This window comes from Pseudoalteromonas sp. 1181_04 (genome assembly GCF_052850545.1).
Window position 1 is genome coordinate 1 of record NZ_VXCS01000039.1, and the last position, 24001, is coordinate 24001.

The 24001-nt window shown below is 37.8% G+C and carries 22 protein-coding genes and 1 tRNA gene; 11 read left to right on the forward strand and 12 right to left on the reverse strand.

Going from position 1 to position 24001, the window contains the following annotated elements:
- Positions 1-248 precede the first annotated feature (248 nt).
- The 6 genes from nadA to FW757_RS21710 all read left to right on the forward strand — a co-directional run bounded on the left by nadA (position 249) and on the right by FW757_RS21710 (position 4371).
- Positions 249-1289, forward strand: coding sequence for a quinolinate synthase NadA (nadA, locus tag FW757_RS21685; protein ID WP_149982565.1), 1041 nt, complete (start codon positions 249-251; stop codon positions 1287-1289).
- Between the two features lie 148 nt (positions 1290-1437).
- Positions 1438-1527: transfer RNA gene (locus FW757_RS21690), tRNA-Ser, on the forward strand.
- 184 nt (positions 1528-1711) lie between these two features.
- Positions 1712-2956, forward strand: coding sequence for an integrase domain-containing protein (locus FW757_RS21695; protein WP_446441683.1), 1245 nt, complete (start codon positions 1712-1714; stop codon positions 2954-2956).
- 25 nt (positions 2957-2981) lie between these two features.
- Positions 2982-3647, forward strand: a complete 666-nt coding sequence (locus FW757_RS21700; protein WP_446441684.1) for a DUF6998 domain-containing protein — start codon at positions 2982-2984, stop codon at positions 3645-3647.
- Positions 3648-3724: 77 nt separating this feature from the next.
- Positions 3725-3976 carry a hypothetical protein gene (locus tag FW757_RS21705; protein ID WP_446441685.1) on the forward strand — a complete coding sequence of 84 codons (252 nt, stop codon included), beginning with the start codon at positions 3725-3727 and terminating at the stop codon, positions 3974-3976.
- A 92-nt stretch (positions 3977-4068) separates the two neighbouring features.
- Complete coding sequence (locus tag FW757_RS21710; RefSeq protein WP_446441686.1) at positions 4069-4371, forward strand: hypothetical protein; 303 nt, start codon at positions 4069-4071, stop codon at positions 4369-4371.
- A 56-nt stretch (positions 4372-4427) separates the two neighbouring features.
- Here the strand turns inward: FW757_RS21710 and FW757_RS21715 are convergent, their stop codons facing one another.
- The 10 genes from FW757_RS21715 to FW757_RS21760 form a co-directional block, all read right to left on the reverse strand.
- Entirely contained in the window at positions 4428-4601 is a 174-nt protein-coding gene (locus FW757_RS21715; RefSeq protein WP_446441687.1) for a hypothetical protein, read from the reverse strand.
- A 274-nt stretch (positions 4602-4875) separates the two neighbouring features.
- Positions 4876-5616 carry a hypothetical protein gene (locus FW757_RS21720; RefSeq protein WP_446441688.1) on the reverse strand — a complete coding sequence of 247 codons (741 nt, stop codon included), beginning with the start codon at positions 5614-5616 and terminating at the stop codon, positions 4876-4878.
- Positions 5617-5654: 38 nt separating this feature from the next.
- On the reverse strand, positions 5655-6599 hold the full coding sequence (locus tag FW757_RS21725; protein WP_446441689.1) for a hypothetical protein: 945 nt from the start codon (positions 6597-6599) through the stop codon (positions 5655-5657).
- 11 nt (positions 6600-6610) lie between these two features.
- The gene (locus tag FW757_RS21730; RefSeq protein WP_446441690.1) at positions 6611-9952 is read right to left on the reverse strand and encodes a DEAD/DEAH box helicase family protein; all 3342 of its coding nucleotides are present in this window, start codon (positions 9950-9952) and stop codon (positions 6611-6613) included.
- 11 nt (positions 9953-9963) lie between these two features.
- On the reverse strand, positions 9964-11763 hold the full coding sequence (locus FW757_RS21735; protein WP_446441691.1) for a site-specific DNA-methyltransferase: 1800 nt from the start codon (positions 11761-11763) through the stop codon (positions 9964-9966).
- 83 nt (positions 11764-11846) lie between these two features.
- Positions 11847-13085, reverse strand: a complete 1239-nt coding sequence (locus FW757_RS21740) for a hypothetical protein (protein ID WP_446441692.1) — start codon at positions 13083-13085, stop codon at positions 11847-11849.
- A gap of 14 nt (positions 13086-13099) precedes the next feature.
- Positions 13100-13573, reverse strand: coding sequence for a hypothetical protein (locus FW757_RS21745; RefSeq protein ID WP_446441693.1), 474 nt, complete (start codon positions 13571-13573; stop codon positions 13100-13102).
- Positions 13566-14948, reverse strand: a complete 1383-nt coding sequence (locus FW757_RS21750) for a DUF3696 domain-containing protein (RefSeq protein ID WP_446441694.1) — start codon at positions 14946-14948, stop codon at positions 13566-13568. Before FW757_RS21750 ends, FW757_RS21745 begins: the two co-directional genes overlap by 8 nt.
- A 9-nt stretch (positions 14949-14957) precedes the next feature.
- Complete coding sequence (locus tag FW757_RS21755) at positions 14958-17846, reverse strand: SNF2-related protein (protein WP_446441695.1); 2889 nt, start codon at positions 17844-17846, stop codon at positions 14958-14960.
- 2 nt (positions 17847-17848) lie between these two features.
- Positions 17849-18727 (reverse strand): WYL domain-containing protein, encoded by an 879-nt coding sequence (locus FW757_RS21760; protein ID WP_446441696.1) that lies wholly within the window; start codon positions 18725-18727, stop codon positions 17849-17851.
- Between the two features lie 306 nt (positions 18728-19033).
- Here FW757_RS21760 and FW757_RS21765 point away from each other — a divergent pair, with 306 nt between their 5' ends.
- Positions 19034-20914 (forward strand): hypothetical protein, encoded by a 1881-nt coding sequence (locus tag FW757_RS21765; protein WP_446441697.1) that lies wholly within the window; start codon positions 19034-19036, stop codon positions 20912-20914.
- A gap of 35 nt (positions 20915-20949) precedes the next feature.
- On the opposite strand, the gene FW757_RS21770 is transcribed toward FW757_RS21765, so the two are convergent.
- Complete coding sequence (locus FW757_RS21770) at positions 20950-21147, reverse strand: helix-turn-helix transcriptional regulator (RefSeq protein WP_055015691.1); 198 nt, start codon at positions 21145-21147, stop codon at positions 20950-20952.
- 125 nt (positions 21148-21272) lie between these two features.
- Between FW757_RS21770 and radC the strand changes: the two genes are divergently transcribed.
- The 4 genes from radC to FW757_RS21790 are packed head-to-tail and all read left to right on the forward strand — an operon-like array spanning position 21273 to position 23022.
- Positions 21273-21746 (forward strand): RadC family protein, encoded by a 474-nt coding sequence (radC, locus tag FW757_RS21775; protein ID WP_182760859.1) that lies wholly within the window; start codon positions 21273-21275, stop codon positions 21744-21746.
- Positions 21747-21758: 12 nt separating this feature from the next.
- Positions 21759-22178 (forward strand): DUF2787 family protein, encoded by a 420-nt coding sequence (locus FW757_RS21780; protein WP_446441698.1) that lies wholly within the window; start codon positions 21759-21761, stop codon positions 22176-22178.
- Positions 22179-22190: 12 nt separating this feature from the next.
- The gene (locus tag FW757_RS21785; RefSeq protein WP_446441699.1) at positions 22191-22751 is read left to right on the forward strand and encodes a tyrosine-type recombinase/integrase; all 561 of its coding nucleotides are present in this window, start codon (positions 22191-22193) and stop codon (positions 22749-22751) included.
- Between the two features lie 31 nt (positions 22752-22782).
- The gene (locus FW757_RS21790) at positions 22783-23022 is read left to right on the forward strand and encodes a hypothetical protein (protein ID WP_446441700.1); all 240 of its coding nucleotides are present in this window, start codon (positions 22783-22785) and stop codon (positions 23020-23022) included.
- 189 nt (positions 23023-23211) lie between these two features.
- Here the strand turns inward: FW757_RS21790 and FW757_RS21795 are convergent, their stop codons facing one another.
- Positions 23212-23868 (reverse strand): inovirus Gp2 family protein, encoded by a 657-nt coding sequence (locus FW757_RS21795; RefSeq protein WP_446441701.1) that lies wholly within the window; start codon positions 23866-23868, stop codon positions 23212-23214.
- Positions 23869-24001 lie beyond the last annotated feature (133 nt).

Genomic DNA, 24001 nt, shown 5'->3' on the forward strand with positions numbered 1-24001 from the left:
TAATCCATTGGTCGATGGTTCAAGTCCATCATGACCCACCATTCTGGTTTATTCAATTTCAGTTTATCTGACTCCCAGTTAGTAAATTCATATCGCTTCATATAAAAAGCAAAAAACACTTACATAATCATCGTCAAGCTAAATATAATTGCGTTAATCAAATTGCTTTGCTCACCATTACTGTTATTTAGTTTTATATTCTCGTATAATCCGCCCCATAATTGCACTGTAGATTAAGTGGTCGAGAAATGAATTTAGCTCAAACTATTATGCCTGAAGGTTATATCTTTCCTCCTAAACCAGCTCCATTGAATAATGATGAGCAGGCGCAATACAAAGCACGTATCAAACAATTATTGATTGATAAAAATGCCGTATTGGTTGCCCATTATTATACTGATCCTGAAATTCAAGCGCTTGCAGAAGAAACCGGTGGTTGTGTTGCTGATTCGCTAGAAATGGCTCGCTTTGGTGCTAAGCACGATGCCGACATGATTATCGTTGCCGGTGTACGTTTTATGGGTGAAACAGCAAAAATACTGACACCGAATAAAACCGTGGTTATGCCAACACTAGAAGCAACCTGTTCGCTTGATATTGGTTGCCCAATTGATGAGTTCTCTGCGTTTTGTGATCAGCACCCTGATCGTAAAGTAGTTGTATACGCAAATACATCAACTGCCGTTAAAGCTCGCGCTGATTGGATTGTTACCTCATCGTGTGCCCTTGAGATTGTTGAGCACCTAGATGAAATGGGTGAAAAAATTATTTGGGGCCCAGATAAACATTTAGGTGCCTATATTCAAAAGAATACTGGCGCTGATATGATCATGTGGAATGGCGCATGTATCGTGCATGACGAATTTAAAACCAAAGCGTTAAAAGACATGAAAGCGCTGTACCCTGATGCTGGCGTTTTGGTTCATCCAGAATCACCAGCAGAGATTGTAGCGTTAGCTGATGCAGTAGGTTCAACCAGTCAATTGATCAAAGCGGCACAAACGATGAACAATCAAAAGTTTATTGTAGCTACAGATCGCGGCATTTTTTATAAAATGCAGCAGTTATGCCCAGATAAAGAATTTGTTGCCGCACCAACGGCTGGCGAAGGCGCAACCTGTAAGAGTTGTGCGCACTGCCCGTGGATGGCAATGAACGGCCTCAAAGCGATTGAGGAAGCGTTATTAGATGCAACTGGCAAAGAAGTGTTTGTAGATATGGACCTTCGTGAAGGCGCACTCAAGTCGCTTAATCGGATGCTCGACTTCTCAGCGTCACTCCAACGCTAAACCAAGTTATAAAGATAAGGCCGCTGATACTGCTATCAGCGGCCTTTTTTGTTTGTTTACTAGGCAGTTAACAGGCAAAAGGGAAAAACACCTTGCACCGCCGCGTGCTATTTCATACTATTACGCCGCGTTATACATTAACGCCTGCGGTGAGGTGGCTGAGTGGCTGAAGGCGCACGCCTGGAAAGTGTGTTTAGGTTAATCCCTAACGAGGGTTCGAATCCCTCCCTCACCGCCATTATTTAATATTAAGACGTCTCATGACGTCTTTTTTGTGCCTTCAGTAAAGTTAAATCAATATGTTAGCGTCTTTTCGGGTCCTATGGCATCCCATCCAAGCGCAGAGTTTTAGTATACCTTCTGGTATCCCAGCTAAAATGTGCCATACTCAGGTATACTATAAATAGTTAAAGTGTGACCTAATGGCAAGAAGTGTAAAGCAACTTACTGATACTGAAATTAAAAAGTCCAAACCAAAAGAAAAAGACTATGTTCTTTCTGATGGTAATGGGCTGCAATTAAGGGTGCGCAGTACAGGCGCTAAAACGTGGAACTTTAATTATTATCATCCAATTATTAAAAGTAAGCGTATTAACATGGGGCTTGGTAAGTACCCTGATATTTCTATTGTTAATGCTAGGAAGCTCGCGCAGGAAGCTCGAGAACTAGTTGCTTTAGGCACTGATCCTAAAGAATGCCGAGATGCAACCCTTGCTCACAAACGAGCAGAGGAAGAGTTAACACTCAATAAAGTAGCTTCAGAGTGGTTTGAAGTGAAAAAGCCAGATTTTACCAAAGCCCATGGTGAAGATATTTGGCGTTCGTTAAATAATCATATTTTGCCCATAATAGGTAAATACCCCATAGGTAAAATCACAGCACCACAAGTAATCAAAATATTAAGGCCTATTGAAGCAAAAGGGACTTTAGAAACTGTTAAACGATTGAGCCAACGTTTAAATCAGGTTATGACATACGCAGTTAATAGTGGCTATATTCAAGCTAACCCGCTTGCTGGAATAAAAGAAACCTTTAAAAAGCCACAAAAGCAAAACATGCCTTCGTTAAAACCAGAAGAGCTGCCTGAATTGATGCAAACGCTTGCAACGGCGTCAATTAAACGAGTAACTCGCTTTTTGATTGAATGGCAGTTACATACCCTCACTCGCCCTGGTGAAGCAGCCGGTACGCGTTGGGATGAAGTTGATTTTGAGAATAAACTTTGGATTATCCCAGCTGAACGTATGAAAAAGCGCAGAGAGCATGCCATTCCTTTATCAAATCAAGCTATAGAGTTATTAGAAGCAATAAAACCAATTTCAGGACACAGAGATTTTGTTTTTCCGTCAGACAGAAACCCCAGAAATCATATCAACAATGAAACAGCTAATATGGCTCTAAAACGCATGGGGTTTGAAGGCCGTCTAGTAAGCCATGGCTTGCGCTCGCTTGGTAGCACCATATTAAATGAGCATGAATTTAATCCAGATATAATAGAAGCTGCACTTGCGCATGTAGATAAAAACCAAGTTCGCTCTGCTTATAATAGAGCTGAATACATAGAAAAACGCAGAGAGCTAATGAATTGGTGGAGCGACCATATAGGCCGAGCATCTCAGGGTACACTGTCGGTAACAGGGCATAAGCACCTTTTAAAAGTTGGTTAGAAGAGAATAAAAATAAGGATATAGAATGGCTTTAACACAAATGCAAATTATTCAATCTCTTGGTGAGGCTATGACCTGGCTAGAAAGGGAGTTAAGCTGGGATGTACCTCCAACTGAGTTGAGGCATTTAACCGGTAGAATAGGCGAGCTGTACGCCGCACTTATAACGAATGGGCGCATGGCAACGGAGGTTAATCAGGCGGGCTACGATGTAGTATCAAGTACTGGTGAGCGTATATCAGTTAAATCAACAGGTAGAATGCATACAAGCGGCCATATAAGCTTTAATACAAACACGCTTGAATTAGTTGATCGTATTATTATTTTAAGAATCAATACAGACGAAATGCAGGTAGAAACTCTACTCGATGCGCCAGTTGAACAAGCTAGATTGCTAATGAGTGATGCAGCAACGGGTAAAAGCTGTATTACAATGCGCAAGTTAATAAATCCACCGGTTAAGCCACGTATTTTATTAAATGTAAAAGAAGCTATATGGCGTAATTACAAATTGATAGAGCTTGAAAACGGAACCATTGAAGTATTTTTAAATGATGGGCTTGTAACACCAAGTAAGCCTTACTTACGTGATATTGCTAAAGAGTTAGGGATTTCAATTTTAAATAGCAACGGAAATCCATTTAATACGCGGCAGTTGGGTTCTGTGTTGATTAAAGAATTGCTCAATTAATTACTAATATCATGCCTTTACCGAAGGTACTTTAAAAGGTACATTGCTGTATAAATTAATAAAATGAAGCAGGGAATATGAGCGATTTAGTAGAGTGTAGTGAGTGTAAATTAAAATTCGATTTGGATGAATACGATAATTGTCCTGATTGCGAAGATGATTTAATTGAGTGTGAAGCGTGTGAGCACAAGTTTAATTATAAACTCAAAAGCTGCCCTAACTGTGATGAAAACACAGTGCCAGAAGGTACTGAATGCGAGTTTTGCGAAAAGCCTGCAGTGCGTTATCTGCAAGATAACCCCGTTTGTGAAGACCACTTCCAAGTTTAACTAAGTCTCTGCTCATAAATTTTAGGTAATGAGCCATTTAATTCAGCTTGAAAGTTATATAAAAAAATATAGAAGTGCTTAGAAGAATAGCAATGAAACTATTAAATACCTACGATGATAGATATGAAGCTGAAAAAGCTGTTTCATTAATTACTGGTGAAAAACGCCTAGCTAGTGAGCGTGACGGAACTGAAGTTATCTATAATCTCTTTGGTGAGGCTACCTGGGGTAACTTATATAAATTGAAAATGTTTAACTTACCTGAATTACAAAAACTTGTTGAACTAAAGAATAAAAACCTGCCTTATGATCAGTTCAGGCACAAAGAAATCATTTCAATGCTCAGATATGCAGCTAAGTCGTTCGACTTACAAATTCCTGAGCACTGGCTTTGAATTGATTCTAGTTCTTTACCTTATGGGACCTAGTTATCAACTATATACCGTTGAAACTATAGATAAATTTTATTATCCATTGCCCAATTTTGGGCCTCTTTTAATGATGAGAACCTTTCTGAGTAGGGGTTACCACCTTTAAGAATACCAAACTGTTTAGTATCTTCATTTTCTAATATAAGAATGTTTGTGCCTGCCCAACGGAAACCCTTTTTGCCTGGAATCGACATTATAGCTGAACAGTCTTTTCCAACTATTATCTCACCCTCGTAATTATCGTGTATTAAAACATCAAGATATTTAATTTTTTTCTGGCCACACATCTCACAAACGGCATTACTAATATCATTTTCTATACATCTAACATACTTCCAGCCTGTGTGCGGTACACCTTGCTTAGTCCAATTTTTTTACTCATATTACAACTTCAAGTTAATATAAAAAGCACTCATTTCAGTAGATAAATTACTAAAACAATGTGTATCAATTGAGTGTTTATTATAGCTATTCTACAAAAAGATTTAAATTGATCTCTTTATTAGCATATTCTTCCATTTCAATGTCAGTCATATACAAAGGGCAACCTTTGATCCAAAAGCGCTCTTTGTTTAGTTTCTTGGTATTATAAGAGCCAGCATTATTTCGGGTATAATCGAACATACCAGAAATTAAAGCATGTAGAAGAATAAATTGGTTGATTTGGTAAAAAGCTCTTTTCTGTTTATTAACTAAGTGTTTGTCAGTAAGTAGGGTGGTTAAACGGGAATCAAAAACCTGTATGCAATTAATTACAATAATTAGATGCTCTACTAACTTTTGGTCTTGAGGCACTGATTCTTCTATAAACTTCTCAATGCGTATAAATGCCTGCGCAGGTATGTTGGGCTTAACCTTTAATTCAAATGCTTCGTTTCCCTGATGAAGCTTTTCTAGCAGCTGTATTAAAGACTTCATATAATCACATAGCTCTGCCAAAGCTATAGGCATAAAAGCTTTCGTTGCATTTCTTTTCCTAAGCATATTTTTTCGTTCAGATATTTTCGTGCTATGAACAATTAACAGTGTTGATAGAAAAGCAATAATAGCAGCGTTAAATGTTTGCCATTCTTTCCATGTTGTAATGGCTGACTGCCAACCATTATTTATAGGCGTAATGATCATAAAACAAACATAAACCCCTAGTAGAATGCATATGAAAAATTTAAATATTTTACTTTGTAAAACTGACTCAATTACTTCAAACATATTAACTTAACACCATAGTTATTATTTTTATTGGATATCTATCTAGGTTTAACTTCAAACTGAGCTAGGTTTAATCCTTCACCTCTAATATCTGTAAATCTTCGATCTGATAAAGCGCTGATATGAAAATCAATTTTATCTCCCGTTTGTCTGATGCTTAGCTTATTTCTATTTGAAATGAGATAATCTCTGGGAATTTTTAAAAAGTAAAAACCTTTGTAGTCTTGCTCAGCTAAAAGCAGCTTTAATTCGTTTTGATCAGAGTTTAAAAAGTCTACTGGAGTAGTAAAAAACCAAATATCTTTGTCTAAATAGTACTTTGAAGCTCTTACGTTTTGATAAGATTCGTTAGGGAAGTTATCTGCCAGCCACTGCTTAGCTTTTTGTGCCGTGTTTACTGTGTTACTACTGGTCATAAAGTTGCGTGTTGACTGTTCCGCACTTCCACGCGTTAAAATTTTAGCTGTAATAATTGCAGTGTTGTTTTCATAGCCTAATTCAGCAAGTGCATTGACTTTGTGCTTTACTGTTTCAGGAGACCAAAAGAACCATTCATTTGAATCAAAGTATTCTGCTATATCGTCTGATTTATTTTGATAAACATTTCCAGCAACTAACCCTAGTTGTAAATTAATGTTTGGTTCCGCCAACCCCAAATGAACTAGGTCTTTTATCAGTCTTGAAAAAACTATATTTCTATAGTTTTCACAAGTAAATAACTTATAACGGCCATCAGGAATTTCATGATGCTCTAAAAGCTCAGAGATTTTAACTCCCGGTGAGTCAAAATAGGATTTTGCCTCAAGTACTATCATTGAATTAGTACCCGGCTTAAAGGCCAGCAAATCAATCTCTGGTCTTGGAATGGAATGCTTTCCGATTGCACGTTTTTCTTCTTTAGTTAAGTTAACCTTGAATGACTGCCTCACCCAATAGCCTTCATGCTCTAAAAGTGTTTTTATAATACCTTCGAAAAGCTCCATTTTATTATCCTCTAAGCAACCATGCCCCTAATTATTTTCTCTAAATAAACATCCTTTCCATCTTCCATAAATACCACATTGGCATCTTCTAGTTCGTCTTTAGATAAACTGACATTTAATAAATCATTAAATGATGTACCTGATAGAATAAATGAGCTGAGATTTAGGTTGTCTTGCTCGTAGTTCTTGATTTCTTTATACAAGCCAAATTTACCGCTATTTAAATCAATTTGGCGTATACCTTTAGGGTCAATCAAACTAAGCCATTGCTCGCCCGTTGCGTCGTCCACCAGCCATAATAAAAAGTCAGGATAAAAGTTCTCTGCTAGCGCAAACCCTAAACCTTTAGCTTTAGTATCAGCATTACGGAGCAAATAAATACTCTTGTCGCCAATTACTTCCTGGCCTCGTTTTGAATCAACAAACTCTTGCAGCTCTGTTACAAACTGTATTTCACTTGGCGCATCAAATGCCATTGGGCGCATTTTTAGTGGCAGGCCAGCATCTTTGTCTATCGACATTAACGGGTAATACAAGTGCTTATCAAATGTCACAGCAACTACCCCAGGAGCTTCCCATTTTTTAGCTTCACCAACATCGCCACTAGCAACTATTTCTTGTAACTCTTCTAGACGTTTTGAGTACTCAAACCCGTCATCGCTTTCATCTATTTCAAAATTATAAACTTTGAGCATACCAGGATCATCTTCATGAACATGAGTCACTTCAAAAAACTGCCCCTCATAGGCATTTTTTAGAGCTTTATAAAACCGATCTGTGTAGTCTTCTAACAAGCGGATCATAATATCTTCTTGCTTATGAATATCACTATAGAGCTTTATCTCTAAGTCTTGAGCGGGAATAAGCAAAGTGTACCAAGAACTGCCTACATCAGTTTTTCCTAAGCAAAACTCTTCTAAACGCTTTTTATCGAGCCTTAAATTACTCCAGCCACGTTGCAGTTTAAAATCTTGAAGTGCTAAATAAATACGCTCAAAGTCAAACGCTGCTATCACCTTATAGTCTATTTTTCTTGGCATGCGATCAGATGCTGGCGTTTTATCGCCCGTATCAGTCGTGCTCAATGCTTCAAGTTTTGGATATAAATCGAGTTTGATGTGAGGCGTTTTAATTTTTCCCTTAAACTCTGCTGGCACTTCGTATAAATTAGGAAAGTGTGTACGTTTAAAGCCTTTCTTTTGGTTATCTTTATAACCGTCTTTAAGTTTTAAGGTCTTCAACTTTGTTTTTGGTAAACTTGGCCTAGTTTCAAAGTCTAACTCAAGAATTTCATCGCTTGGTGTAATACCTTCTGCTTCTAAGTATTGCTTAAATGTGGCCATGTAATCTGCACGCACACCAAAAATATTCAGTGTTTCAAGTTTTTCTAAGTGCAAGCCTTTAGGTCTTTGTGCTGGTGTACTGCGTTTTAAAGAGTAACCTTTACCTTTTAAGCGTACACCACGGCCAAATAACTGAATTATTTGAGAGCCTTCGCCACGGCCAATGTTAAGCAAGCCCATTGTCGAAACGCGCCAGCTAGACCACCCCTCGGTAAACTTACGAGAGCCAATCAAAATATTTAGCTTAGAATCTTTATCATTGATGGTGTTAAATAAGGTTTTAGCAAAGTCATCGGTTATATAATCAAATGACTGTTCCTCATCTAACGCTTTGTAAAGCTTAGAGGAGTCACCAACGTTAATTAGGCCAAATGGCTTCGATGTACCTACACGTAGTGCCAACTCACCTTTGCTGCCTTTTAAATTCGCAACAATTAAACGCTGGCCAGTGTAAGTGGTATTGAATAATCTGTTCAAAATATCTAAATAGATTTGCGCTTCGTCTTTGCCAGTACCCATTAACGGCGTAAAGCGGTTATGAAAAATATTACGCTCTTTGGTATCAAGTATTCTTGCTTTATTTGCAACTAGGTCCTTAATCCACGCTTTCGCTTGGTTTTCATTATTTAAAAACCACGCTAAAAACTTAACCACTTGCTGAATATCAGAATCTTCTTTAGAAACCGAGCTCCCCACAAAAACCCAAAGCGGATTTTCAATATTAAACTCGCTTAGCTGCTCTTCGCTTTTAGTATACAAAAATTGCTGTTGATAAAAGCTTAACAAGCAAGCTGTAAAGTATTCATAGCGGCGCTCTTCGCTTTTATCATCGCCTAAGTTGAGTATTAACGACTCTTTACCGTAACCGTCCTCATAGAAAAACTTATATGAGTAATCAAACAGTACCGACTTACCATACACTTCACGCGTTGCTTGAATACGGGCATCGCGCAGCTCTGCATAATCAAGTTCAAGCTTGGCTAATTGCTCTTCGTCTAGTTTATTCAGCGCAGTTGTTTCAAAAAGCATTTTAGCTTTTTTCTTTTGAATATCTGTTTTTACAGCTTCAACGGTTTTACCGTCAGCCACTGCTTGGCCAAAGGTTGCCGAGTACTCAAACGCAAAACCGTCTTTTGTTAAGGTGTCGCGGCGTCGCATCCAAGCACCAGCAGCAGTACCAGTGCCCTTATGGCCTTCATCAATAAGTACCAGGTTGTTACCTTCAAAGGCTTCTACAGCAACAGTTTTATCACCCATATCATCGGCAAGCTTATTGATATCAATAACTTCTATTGTGCCTCTAAATGGCGTGTTACCGTTTTTATCAAACAGCCTTACATGATCAAAGCCTGAGTCATGTAACTCTTTTAAATGCTGTGCTGAAAGGCGCTCATCCGGGGTTAGTAATATGATTTTATCAGGGTAGTGGTGCGAATTACCTGCTTGATAGTAATTTAAATACTGTAAAATATTTACGTGTAAAAGTAGTGTTTTACCTGAGCCTGTGGCATTCCAAAAAGCAAGCTTATTTAGCTCGTCTAAAATATACTCTTGAAAGTTATCAGCCGCTTTTTGTTCTTTATTAAAAACAGTTAATTCTTGGTTTAAACCATCAAGTAGCAACTGCTTTTTATTAAAGTAAAAGTCTAAGTAGATTTCAGTAAACAGTAGTGACAAATACTGAAAGTACTTCATATTCATCACAGTGTCTTCTTTACGATTGCGGTGCTCAGTAATTTGCTGCCAATGATTTACAATATTTAAGTCATACCGCCTTAAATCATCACTGTTAATAAGCTCAGCGTTAAAGTAGTTGTTACACAATTCATGAAAGTAATTACTTTGCCCATCGTCATGAATGCCTTCAAAGCGGTCTTCACCCAAACGAGACTTTAACCCTTGCAATGTACCATCGGTAAAAAAACGGTACATAAATCGGTTTAAAACCAACTGTTGATGAAAACTAAGTTTTTTATTGGTTTTCTTTTTAGTTGCTTTACCTACAGCCATACTACTACTCCTTACGCTAATTCGTCAGGAGCAAACATTTGCTCTAAAAATTCAGGTTCGATTTGGCGTAGCTTCAGTGTGCGCGTAACGTCATCTTCGTCATTAGTAAAGGCTGTAGGTAAATTGTGATCGCCATTTACGTAAATCACATCAAAGGTTTTTTGCTTGGCGAATAAATCAAAGCGGTTAGCAAATTTAGTAAAATCATCATATTGAATTTTTTCGCAGTCACGCCACAACACTAGCGCACGTTCACCAGAAGGGAGTGTACCCTCAATACGCACATAGCCTTTCTCAAGGTTTGATTCAATAGTGTTCACATGTAGACCGATTAAATAATTAAAGGTTTCAACCAAGTCAACATTTTGCTCTTCACTTGCACCAGCAGAATCAACCGCTATTTTCATTTTATAATCAAACGGTTTTTTGAAGTCATCTGTACTTAATAGAGAGCCTTTGCTTTCAGTTTCAAGCATATAGTTTAGCAGATAGTCAGATTTTGTTTCTTCATTCATCATTTCGAACAAATCAGATGTTTGTTGATGTTTTTTAAGTTCGAGGTTATTTAATGTGTCTTCGTAGCTTTCTAACACTACAGTTTTCAGAATTATCGATATAGAGTCTTTATCTTGCGCTTTGCCATTTATCCATTGGCTTGAATAAGAGTTTTTTAAGATTCTTGGCTTTGTTACTTTGTTAAAGTACTCTCCTTGCTCCACCAGTATAAACTTCCGACTTCCTTTATCTGAACGGTTTAGGTTTATAACTGCATGACCTGTTGTTCCTGCGCCAGCAAAGTAGTCTAAGACAATACTGTCTTTTTCTTTCGCCCCTCCAACTTTTAAGCAATCTTCAACTGCATGTATGGATTTGGGATATGAAAACACACTACTGTTGCCAAAAAGTTTTTTAATTAATGCAGTACCATGCTCTGTGGCTGAATATTTAGCATCTGCCCAAAATGAAAGTGGCTGTACTCCTTCATTGGGCCTTCGTCGATAATAAATAAAGTATTTACCGTTATCCTGTTTCACAGCCTTCAATTCTGAAAGCATGTTGGCTACTCTATCTCTGCTTAGGTACCACCTACCCATAGAGTTATCATCTCTTTCCGGCCATACAAGCGTTTCACCTTCCTGCGGTATAGCTACATTTTCATACAGTTCAGTTTGTGTGTTATAAGAGCATTTAGCTAGTGAAATACTTTCATTTTCAGAAAGTAAAAATGGGTAACACATTGTTGGCCTATCTTTCTGGGATGCACCCCCACCAGCCTTCCTTAACATTTCCCAAAAATAAGGGCCATTATCATCACTATCTCTGTATCGAGCCAGCTGTTCAGCCGTTCTATCTAGCCTTTCAATAGGTGTGTTTTCGTCTTTTCTAGCAAATAGTGCGTATTCATGTGCCAAGGCGAAACCGTTAGGGATTGGTCTACCTGATGGTTTAATTCTTATAGCGACTGTTCCCGCAATTTCTTCAAACACTTCTTCCATTAATTTAGCAAGGTTATAGAGTTCGTAATCATCAATAGTGCAGCAAAGAATCCCTTTTTTTGAAAGCATTTTTTTACCGAGTTCAAGCCGGCTTTCCATTAATGAAATCCATGATGAATCTCTAAATCCATTTTTATATAATATTGGGCCTGCGTCTGTGTTATAAGGTGGATCAATATATACTGTATTGACTTTGTCCTTATATTTTCTACCTAACAGCGTGAGGGCTTGATAATTATCGCTGGAGACTAATACGCCTCCAACTTTATCATCAATATTTTCTATAGAAGCTAAAATGATGTTTTTTTGTTCCAAATCATAAAGTTTCGTGTCAACTAATAGGCCTTTATTCTGATGTAAAAACTCAATGCTTTTTACTTTGTTAGATTCAATAAAGCCTAAATCAACCCACTGAGACCACTCTGCTGATTATCAGCAATTATAGGGTATAGCTCCACAGGAACTCTATCTAGTGATATGTTGTAATTGGTTTCAACAATGAATTTCTTTTTCGTCCATAGCTTTTTTTGAAAGTTTTCTAATTGTGACAGGAACGTAATAATATCCTGTGATATTGAACGCAAACACTGAATCATACGTAGCTGCTTTTCAATATCAGCAAAAACTTCTGCATTTTGCACATTGTCTAAATTCATTACTTCATTTTTAATATAAAAATCAAGCTCATTAGACAAGAAACCACCTAAGTCTTTATGAATAAAGTAATCGGCGGTATTACGTTGCGTGTATGTCGTTAAATGTTTTTCTAGCAGCGTTCTGTTAGGGTTTTTCTCGGTAGGCTCACGTTTGGTAATATCTGCCCAGCTACTTTGTACTAGCTCATGACTCAATACCACTTTTAGGGCATCTGTAACTAACGCATCTTGCTTAGTACCTTTTTTAACGGCTTTGTACTCAAACTGAATAACTAGCTCTTCGGTGCCGTCTGATTTAACAACGGTTACTGGCTGGTACTCTTCATCGTACTCATTGCCTTCTTCCTCATATTTAGTACGCGTGTGTGGCTCAATTAAAACAAAGCGCCTATCTGCGTCATTGTCTTTTCGGTTATCTTTTGCTGTATCTGCAGCTAATAACTTAAAGCTAACCTTGCGACCATCATCAAGCTTAAATGAGTAGTTTGCAAAGTTTTCACCACTTTTTATGTAATATTGGTCTTTGTTAGCCCAGTGCAGCATAACTTCTTCACCAGCATAGGGGATGGCGTACGTGTCGCCTTTATAACGGCGCTTGCTTACAAAGTCACCACTGTCGTAGTAGCGAGAGAAAAACGAAAGTAGGTGAGTAAACACAGCATTTTCATGCTCATTAGCACCTTGCGATGTAGCAATAATTTGCAGGCGTAAGTCTTTTACTTTGGGACTATCTTCAGGATTAAAGCCTGCATCTTCTGCTGCCTTAATAGCTGAGTTTAATTGCTTCTCAAGCTCTTCTTTATTGGCATTGCCTGCAGTTGCTAGCGCATCACTTATTTTTTGCTTAAGCGTGTTTTCTAGGTAGTTATTTATCTCATCAGCTTTAGCATTAAGAATACGGTAGATACCAAAATCCAGCTCGGGTCTGTCTATTTGAAAAATCTCTTTTAGTTTTTTTACTAGTTCGTTGTATTTACTCATTTCAATTCTCTAAATTAGTTTCTATGGCAGCAAACAGGGCATAATTGCCTAACTGTTACGTTCAATTGTTGCATTAATTCATCTTGTTCAGCCCAATCACTATCTGTAGCATTTACGACTTCAGCCTCTGCGACAACGGCTGTTGCTAGCATTTTTCTATCGGAAGGGTCAAAGTTGTTTGTAGGTAATTCCTTGAAAGATCTTGTCTCATCATCAATTGGAGTAATAGTGATTAAATTAACACGGCTTGTTGGATCATATTGATTGTCATAAATGTATTTAAAGAACATGTCGCCAACACCTGGAGCGCCTTTATAACTACAGTACTTTTCATACTCATCCATGATTAGACCTTGTTCATCAATTGAAATGGATATTTCTGCTGGTCTTTCAATCATTTCAATGCATGCTAACTCACAATCAATAGACGCTTGCTTACTATTGCCATTTGCAACAATCAAAACATTCGTATCAATAACCTTACTCATTGCTATCCTTACTTAGCTGTGACTTACGCTTTAATAAGGCAGCTTTTCGGGTAGCGGCGATTTCTTCCATTTCATTACCAAAGAAGTTTTCTGGCCAATTATGTATTGCACCAAAATCATCAAGTTGTAATTCTTGGTAAGATGCTTTGCCACGCTTAGTGGAGAAGAAAAACAACTTTAAGTCTTTACTATTCGCCGTATCTTCAGCGACACGACGTTGTAAACGACGAATAAAGTGTTCGCTATGGCTTTCAACTATAACTTGTACATTACGGGTTTCTGAAACCGTTAAAATCAAATCAGCTAATTTACTCTGTACCGCAGGATGTAAGTGTATTTCTGGTTGTTCAAATAATACCGTGCTGCCTTCAGGTACATAGTAAAGTAAAACTATTACTGGAAGGATTTGCGATACACCAAAACCAACATCTGTTAATGCTACTTCAGCACTACCATTCTCTTTTTGAACATAGGTCTTATAATGATTGGAATTAGGTGCTATTTCTTCAACTCTAAAAGAATAAATTAACCCTAGTTCTTTTAGCCAATATGCGATCATTTCTTGAAATGATTTATACCTAGTTCCTTTTCTTAAATTTCTTTTTTCATCTTTTAATGTCGCAGCAAGGATTGCATTGATTGTTAGCTCCCCTTGTTGCCCAACATCCGTTGGTCTTGTTCCTGACCATTGATAACTACGTTTTGGAAAGCTTCTTAGTGGACCAAGGTAATAAATATTATCCATACAAGCCTCAAAAGCTGTTTCAAATTGGCTTAAAAAATCTGCATTTTGATAATACGTTTTTGCTTGATCAGGAAACAAGTAATATTTTGTTGCTTGCGGTAGCTTCCAATTTCTACCAAGGGTTCTTAAGAATCTAAACCGACTTCCTTTACTTTCAGCTTTTAATTCAAATTCATTTAACTTATTCTCTTTTTGGATTATAGAGAAATCTGATCCTGCAAATTGGTAACTTAATTTTTTAACTTCAAGCAACTTATCTTTTAGTCCAATTGTAGAGCTTAGCCCCAGTGTTTCATCACTAAACAAAATACTTTTAGAGCTGCCCTCGATATCTTGAATTTTTAACTCTTCGCTCAATTTCCAAAGAATTTGGAATGATAAATCACGAGCTTCATCATGTTGAGATATTACATCATGATAAGTTCCTAAATCAGCAAGTTTATCTTCACTTCCAAAATCTAGTGCAATACTTCTATCGGAATTGTTTTTTGTTTGCTTTAACATTAAAAGCATATGAATCAAGCTACTTTTCCCTGAACTATTAGTTCCGAAAATACCAGTTACTCGCCCAAGGGTTAAGTCTAATTTTTCCCAAACTTTAAAGTTTTCTAATACTATTTTTTTCAGCATGATAATTCCTTAAACTACAGTCCAACGAACCGTAAACAACTCTTTAACTTCTGTTTTTTGCTTCATGCGTATTTCTAATGCTGCAATAAGTGCATCACGCTTTTCTGCAATTTCATCCTCAACATCCCATATTTCAGCACGTTGCTTACGTTGCTTACGTTCTAAATCCTTTAATTGCTTTTGCATTTGTTGTTGCTCTTCTACAGAAGTAGCATGACGGTTTTCTCTTTTAAGAGATTTTATTTGGTTTTTGGTATCTACAAGGGCTTGTTCTGCTGCGAGTACCTTATCGTCTGCCCACTTTTCGAGCTTCTCTCTTTCTTCCTGAAAGTATTGATTATTTAAATCCATTGCCTCTGCAAGTTTGGCATCAAGTTGCCTAGCTTGGTTTTCAAGGAACTTTTCTGGGATATCAGATGCAATACTACTCACTTTTGTAGCACCAACATTAAACAGCGCTTTACACGCCTCAGCATCAATTAACAGGCCTTTATCGGTAATACCTGTAAAGACTAAGTGTTCTTCTGTTTGAAAAGCTTCTATTCTTAGCAAGTTTAATGATAACCAGCCTGACTGGCCTTGTAGTTTTTCTGCGACCGACACTTTTGTAGGATGGTTTTGATAATCAAATATTATCTCACTCTTAGGCGTGTCAGTCACTCTTGCATTATCGATTACATACTCTCCTAGGGGGTGTGTAATACGGTATTTGTGCGCATGACTATCAATAGCCTGTTGAGCTGTGTTCTCAGGTTGTGTGCCTTTACGAATAAGCTGGTATTTACCTTGAGCTTGTTCGGCTACTTGGTTGGTTAAAGTAAAGGTATAGTCTTGCTCGTTAAAATAAGCCTGCTCTTGTAGCTGGTGCTGAGTAACGGCCCAAAACCATCTAGATACTTTATCTAGACGCTCGTTTGCTTGATCTAGCTTTATTTTGAGTAAATCATGTATATCTTCATCAAAATGCTCTAACAGAGCTTCTTGTGTTTGTTGCATTTTAACGTTGATATCGGCTTCAAGTTCTTTTTGCAATGTTTCAAAAGCCGCTTCAATCTCTGCTGGCGAGCGGTATTCTTGATAAATTTGCTGAATACGTTTTTCAAAATCAACACCACTTTCAAGGCTACCTAGTACTGAATCGGATGCGCCAAATACGCCATCAAATAACGTAAACTTGTGAGTAAGCAATTCTAGTACTCGTTGATCTGCATAGTTACGCTGATTCATGAAGTTAATCACAACTACATCAAATTTTTGGCCGTAACGATGGCAACGGCCTATGCGTTGCTCTACGCGCTGTGGGTTCCAGGGTAAATCATAATTTATAAGTAATGAACAAAATTGTAAGTTAACACCTTCTGCGGCAGCTTCTGTTGCAATCATTACTTCGGCACTATCTCTAAAGTGCTCAATTAACGCTGTTCTTCTGTCTACTTGTGGCGAGCCGGTGACTATATCTGAACCTGCGTGTTTCTCGCGCCATGATTTATATACTTCTGTCGCTTCAGGCTGGGTATTTGAACCACTAAAAGTAACTATTTTATCTCGAAAGCCATGTTGCGCTAAGAAAGATGCTAAGTAGGCTTGCGTTCTTTTGGATTCAGTAAAAATAATGACTTTGTTTGCAGCACCCATTTCTGACATTTGAGCAAAACCTAATTCCAACGCTTTTAGTAAAGCCTTAGCTTTTTCATCATTCTGAATACCTTCAGCCTGAGAGATAAATCCTTCAAGTTCTTTTATTTCTAGATCTAACCTTTTGTCATCAATAACTTCTTTGGCGGCTTCTTCACCAAGCAATTCATCGATATCTTCTTCATCTAAATAATCAGTTTCTAAATCATCGTCTTCAATTATGGTGCGCAACAAGTCATCATCATGATCACCGCGTTGTTCTTTAAGCTGTTCAAGCCGGCACTTCATAACTTGAAGCGTGTTTAATACTGCATATGAACTAGAAGCAAGTAACTTACGTAATATTAGGCCTGTTAAGTGTTTTTGTCGTTTAGGTAATGCATAGCTGTCATCTTTTTCAATAAATGCTGAAACGGCATCATACAAAGCTTGTTCTTGGTCTGATGGAGTAAAAGGAACTGTTATAGCTTTTCGTTGCGTGTATTTTACGTATTCAAGTACTTGTTTACGCAGTGTACGTTTAACAAAACCAGCGAGGCGCTCTTTAAGCTCTTGCTGGTCACTATCGCCTTGCATGAATTGCTTTCTGAAGGCTTTGTCATCGCCAAAAATATGCTCGTCTATTAACGTAGACATACCGTACAATTCTATTAAAGAATTTTGCAGTGGTGTTGCGGTTAATAGAAGTTTTTTTCTGCCAAATAAAGCACGCTTTAAAGCTTGGCCCATTTTGTTACTTTCACGGTGGGCATTACGCAACTTATGGGCTTCGTCAATAACAACTAAATCCCAAATATGCCCTACGAGCTTTTCTTCAAGCCTTGCTGCGTAGTGATATGACATGATCACTACTTGCTTGTTATTTAACGGGTTATATATGCCTGATTTTTGTAGTTGATTATACGTTTTAGCATCGAGTATTTGTGATGGTAGGTTAAACTTGTCTTGTAGTTCTTGAGCCCATTGCCGACGCAGTGATGCAGGACAGATAATGAGTAGTTTACGTTTGCGCTCGGCCCAATATTGGCAAAGTACTAAACCTGCTTCAATGGTTTTACCTAAACCTACTTCATCTGCTAGCACTACACCTTTATTTAAAGGGTTATCTAATGCAAATAAAGCGGCTTCAATTTGGTGTGGGTTTAAATCAACACTAGCATCGAATAACGATTGTGAAAGCCTGTCTACGCCATTATTGGCATGAAGAATCGATAATTCATGTGCAAAGTATTTTGCATGATATGGTGTTATTCCATTACTCATATTTATTCCTTATAACCTGGCGCAATAGATAAATTTTCAGCCCCGTAGAGTGATTGTTTGTTCTGCAGCCACAATTGATGCTCATTATTATCTAAACATGCCTCATTAGTACAGTCTACGTTCCACTGCCTAAGTAAATAACCCAATAGAGCAGCTCTTACTTCTAACTGTAATTTCCCGTTTTCCATAGCGTAATCAAGCTCTATTGCTTTTGGGTATTGTAGCTTTGGGTGCGGAGTTAAAATTATATCGTAAATGGTGTGCCACTGGGTGTCTTTATCTGCTGATTCTTCAGGTTTAATCTGAGGTTGCAGTATTTTTGGGCATTCAATACGGGTAGTAACGAAATCTCTAAATTCTTGGCTTGATCTATCAAAGGCGCGTACATGCCAACGGGTACCGTTATTTACAATAGAGTGGGGGACTAATTCTTTTAAAGTTGTGCCAGAGCTTAAAGATGTGTATTGGCACTTTAAAGCGAGCTTAGACGTAATAGCACGCATTATAGTGGCGATTGTTTCGCTATTTGGGTGTATTAAGCGCGTTGCATCTTGGCAGTAACTGCTGGGTTGGTTGCCGCTAGACAAGCCATCACCAAAACCACGGCATAAAGCGCTGAGAATATACTCAGCGTTATGTTTGAATAAAGGTTTAAAGCTTTCAAGCCTGTGGTAGCTTTTGGTTGTATGACTCAATACTAGGTTTTGTGGAACAAGCTCTTTATAGGACGCAAAATCACGGGTGCACGCTGCTAGGCCTGTTTGAAAGCGCTGAATTAAATCAGCTCTTGCTACCTGGCCAAAGTACTGCAGATTAAAGTCTATGAACGCTAGGCGTTCCCTCTGCGCATGTGTGAGTGCATCCAATGCGGTATTAGTCATAAATATACTAAATCATTATTTTGTAGTAACTATATCAGACAAATTTAAAGGTGCAATCAAAATGAGTTGATGTGGTTTGTTTCTTAAATTACTACAATAAATATTTGACATTAAAAGTATTTGCAATTAAATTACGTTTCAAGGGTAGAGGCTTACCTGCGGTTTGTAATGTACTTCTTACAAAACAAAGCACTCGAATCGTTTTACATCACACCTACGATATACACTTCATTCTTGGACTTAGTAGCCAGAAGTACGCCGTTTAACATATACAACGGGGCTTTAACTATTTTTTAAGGTTATAGAATGAAAAACAATACCTCAGTTCCAACTACATACATCCCTTTAGACAAATTTCATATACTTCCTGTAACGGGTTTAACACCAGATAACTTAAAATACTCAGCTAAAAAAATTATTAAAGACAGAGAAAAAATATCTCCTACCACAAGGCTTAATATACTAGCTAAAAGCCTAGGTATTAAGGGTGGTTTTGCTAACTACGCAAATGAGTTTCAAGAAAAGCTTAAGCCATTTATGGTAAAGCATAACTTGCATAAACGAGTTAATTTACTTGAGCATAAATACCGTGGAATGCAACTAGGCTACACACAATTTACCCACCAGCAAGTATCTGAAAGACTGTTTTATTCAAAAGGGCAGATGCCGAGTAAGTTATTTACTGGGCACGACTTCGATTTTTCAGATGTTTTAGCCTGGGATATGCATGAGCTAAATGCAGCGCTTGAGATTGATAAAGGCTGGAAAAGTATAATTACTGACGATATCCATTTAAAGGTTTTCCGTGATGGCTATGATATAGCCGAATTAAGTGAGCGCCAACAAGAGCTTTTATCCCAAGGGCTATCAGCAAAAATAGCTCTTATGGTGGTCGATAAATCAAGCCTACCAAGTTTCATAGACTTTATCACTGATGATAAAGCTCAAGACGCTACTCCAACTGTAGTTAAACACAAAGAGATAGTAACTACTGCTGCAGAACTAATATTAGTTAAGAATCATAATACTGTATCCAGTTGTTATAACTTACTGGGGGATAATCTTTGTGATACGTATTGTTATGGCCCTGATTCAGAGGTAGAAGTTTATTTTGAAGAGGGAACGCTTCAATCTGAAATTGAATCAATAAAAAAACAAATGGAGTTTTTTTCAAATGCATTAAATGAGTGGCTTCAGGCTAGTGATTGTGGATGGGTTAATGTAATACCTTACAACGAAAATCTCATTTTCCTTTCTGACAATAGTGGCAACTATGACTTTGTAATTAAAAACCAAAGAGATAAAGTTTTCACGCATCAAATATACGGTGATTACCTAAAGCGAGCTGATATACCAAGCTTTATTGAAGACTATCGTTTTAAGCGTTGGGAATACTTCGCGTATAAAGGTAATCGTGAATTAGATAGTCACTTAGCAGAGCGACATTACTATGCTAATGGTGGTTTAACGAAAAATTACCCTGGACAACCTGTAATACTTCAGAATTATTATGAAGCTTCTGGTGATTATATTATCGAAAGCCGCAGTTCTAATAAGCACTTATATGGCTTTAAAAAAGTTAGGCTAGCAAATAAAGAGTTAATGGTTTCAGAGCTGATTACCATAGATGAACTAAATGATTTTTTACATAAAAACCATGAATATTTTGCTACCAGAAAGGGCGACTCGTTACCCCCATTAAATAGCGAGACGGATCAAAAGCTAGCCGCAACATGTACCTTTTATGATGTTTTAGCATATATAAACTGGGCAGAAAAAGAAACAAACGTTCCACTAAGGTTACTAGCATACGACGAGTACTTAGCTGTTAGGGATAACGACTTAGGGGTAAATGCTAGCTTTAAAAGCGGTGGCTTTATGACCTTTTATACACCTAACGGCAAGCAATACCCAAATCATCCACCTTATATGAGTGAGAGTGACTTTGATGCATTAACACTGCGTTTTCCTGACAATTTAACTTGCTTTGAAAAAAACGGGCTAAAGTTTATAGACTCGAACTTTTTTGCAGAATGGCTGTTGGAAGGTGTAAGTATTCGTTCAGCAAGTTTAACCTCTTTTTATGGCTATGCTCATGTATTAAGGGCATCTGGTCCGCGAGATTCAACTGGCAAGTACAAAGGTGTTAAAACCGGCTTTAGACTTTGCTATGAATTAAGCCAGTAGGCTTTATTAAAGCTACCCCGATATGGGGTAGCATTTTAAGCTGCTGTATTTATAGTGTCCCTTTTCCCAATTTTTTCACTTATCCATTCTTCAACTTCACTTTCTACCCAGGCTACTGAGTTGCCACCAAGTTCAACTTTCATTGGAAACCCACCAGCGCTCATAAAGCGATAAACAGTTGAGCGGCTTAAGCCTGTGATATGTAAAACTTCTTTTAATTTGATTAAACGCATGGTGTTTCTCCGGTTAGGTTAGTAGTACATATCCTTTCCGGGGGTAGTAATTTTTTACTGGGGCGAAACAAAAACGTTAAGCATATACATCACTATTTTGCATAAACCATTAAGAGGGCATAACAATGCAAAATAACAAGTCACTATACGAATTTGATCACCCAGTAAGTGATGAACAAATACTTGAAGCTGCTGCTTACATAATCGCTCAGAAGCAATTTAGGCATGGGGCTTTAACATGCCCGAAAGACAGTGAAGAGTTTTTAAGGCATAAGCTGACGTTAATAGAGCATGAGGTATTTGCAGTCCTGTTTTTAGATAGTCAAAACCGTATACTCGAATACAAAGAGCTATTTAGGGGGACTATTAACGCTGCAAGCGTATACCCACGAGAAGTGGTTAAAGAAGTATTAGCGCTAAATGCAGCCTCTATTATTTTGGCTCACAACCATCCTTCAGGCGTTAGTACGCCTTCACAAGCTGACAAACTTATAACCACAAAGTTACAGCAAGCACTTAGCTTAATTGACGTTTCAATACTTGATCACATCATCATTGGTGAAACCAGTTATTCATTTGCTGAACATGGCTTAATTTAAAGGAAGTAAGTTATGGCTATTAAAATAGAACAAGTAGCAGGTTTGAATGTACCTGAGTCATTTATTGATGTGATTGTAAACGCAATTACAGAGGGAAGGGATTCTGTAGGGGTAGCTAAGGCGATAATAATCAACTTTAGAGATCCAGACTACAGTCCTGAAGTTGGAGGTTTTCATCCTGTGGAGGTTCGACTAGAAAAACAGGCCACCAGCTGGCAGCTTGTTTATATTACCGACTTTTCATATCAGGGGCGATTTGAGCCAGAACTAATAAAAGAAATAGACGTTTGTTTTAGCATTAAGCAGGTCTATCACTTTTTGACTGGTTGGTTGAATGCTAGGGAAGGTAAAGAGCTATTATCTTTGTTCATTACAAACTTTGTTGATTATTTTAATACCGGTTGCTATCAGGTTACGGTTACTACTGAATAAAGGGAGGTTTTTATGACTGAAGTACAAGCGATTAAGGACCTTGATACAGTTAAGTTAATTAGTTACTTGCTCGAAAAACGTTGCTCTAAGCAGATGAGCCATATTTGGAATATAGGATTGAACCTAGCATTGCGTATATCTGATTTGTTGTCTGTTAAATTTACGGATATACAAAACGACAGGTTAATTATATTTGAGAGTAAAACAGGAAAGCTAGCAGAGATTAAGCTTAATCAGAAAGCATTAGCGTTTATCCACGAAGTACGCGTTACTCACCCTAACCATGTTTACCTATTTCAATCGTATCGCAATCAACAAGCTAAAAGTTCAATACCACGGCCCTTATCTCGAAGGGCTGTAACAAGAGCATTTGCGTTAGTGGGTGAAGAGCTTAATTTAAAGTTAGGCACGCACTCAATGCGAAAAACGAGAGGTTATCACCTCTATCATAAAACCCAAGATATTGCCCGTGTAATGAAAATGCTTCGCCATAGCTCCGAAGCAACAACACTTCGTTACATTGGCATAACTCAGGAGGAAATCGATAAAGACTTTGATGAGTTAGAGCTATAAATTTATTACATATGATAGGAGTAAGTTTGTTATGTCGTTAGAAAAAGCCGTTACATGCGGTGTAGTAGGAAATGAGGTATCTAAACAAATAACCGGCAGTTCTGAGCCCTCACTTAGCCGAACAGCCATTGCTGTGAGCTCTGGTGCTGTAGCTGGCGCAGCTGTGTCGGGAGTAGTTGTGGTTGGGCTAGGTGTTGCCTCAGCACCGGTCACAGTGCCTTTAGCAGTTGCTAGTGGCTTGTTGGCTGGTGTAGCGAGTTTATTTGATTAGAAGTAAACAAAGAACGCATTTTTGCAGCGCGTTCTTTTTTTGCTTTTGTAGTGTAAATAGCGCTTCTCGTAATGCTATTTTGGGAACTTGCCATCCCTTATATACTAAGGGTTTAAGCTTATTTAGCTAGTTGAAGGTCTCAAAAGCGCATTAGAACAAGTTATGAGAAGCACAGGTCTTAATTAGATATCACCTCTGACTATAACCAAAACAACGCTGCCCTGAACCATATTGTTTCGTATTAAGCTTTGCGAGGTAACTCAGTCGATAATACAGAGCATGATAGTCTTCAACAAATTTCGGCTTGTTGCCATCAAGATAGTAGTGTGCATTATTTGGTAGATGTACTAATTGCATTGTTTCATCAAAAGGTAACGTCAAAGCACTCGCCCAGGCTTTAACTATTCGAGTAAACAGGTTATCACCCTCTCCATTGATTTTACCCGTACAGTGATACCTATCCTTATTGAAAAACAGCACACAATGATAATGCTGGTGGTGAGCAGTGTTCTGCTCCCTAGCCCAAATATATCTAATATTGCATGAATGTGGAGTTTTACCCACACGAGCTTTACGTTTTGTATCAGCTTTAATCTGTGCATCAAGGGAGGCAACAAACCGAGTACACACTTTGTTGCTATCTAAATTAACCGTATTTGAATATGTAGGTAGTCTTAAATCAATTCTCACTGCAAACGTTCTTTTATGTTCAGCGCATGCAGCATTCATTACCTTTTCAATTGCATCTAAGTAGGGAGTAACTAAGGGCTGATTGTCTCTGCCGAGTGTTTGATATTGCTTGTAGGTAGGGTTGCTAGTTACTGGGTATTGTGCTGGATTATTCATTATCTTTATCCTGATTAGTATTAGTTCATATCAGGTGTATGAATCGTAGTTTTTTAATTTGTATTTGTGGTGATAATGACTTAGTTACTAGTAACTCTAATAAATATTACCAAACCGAAATTTACACTAACAA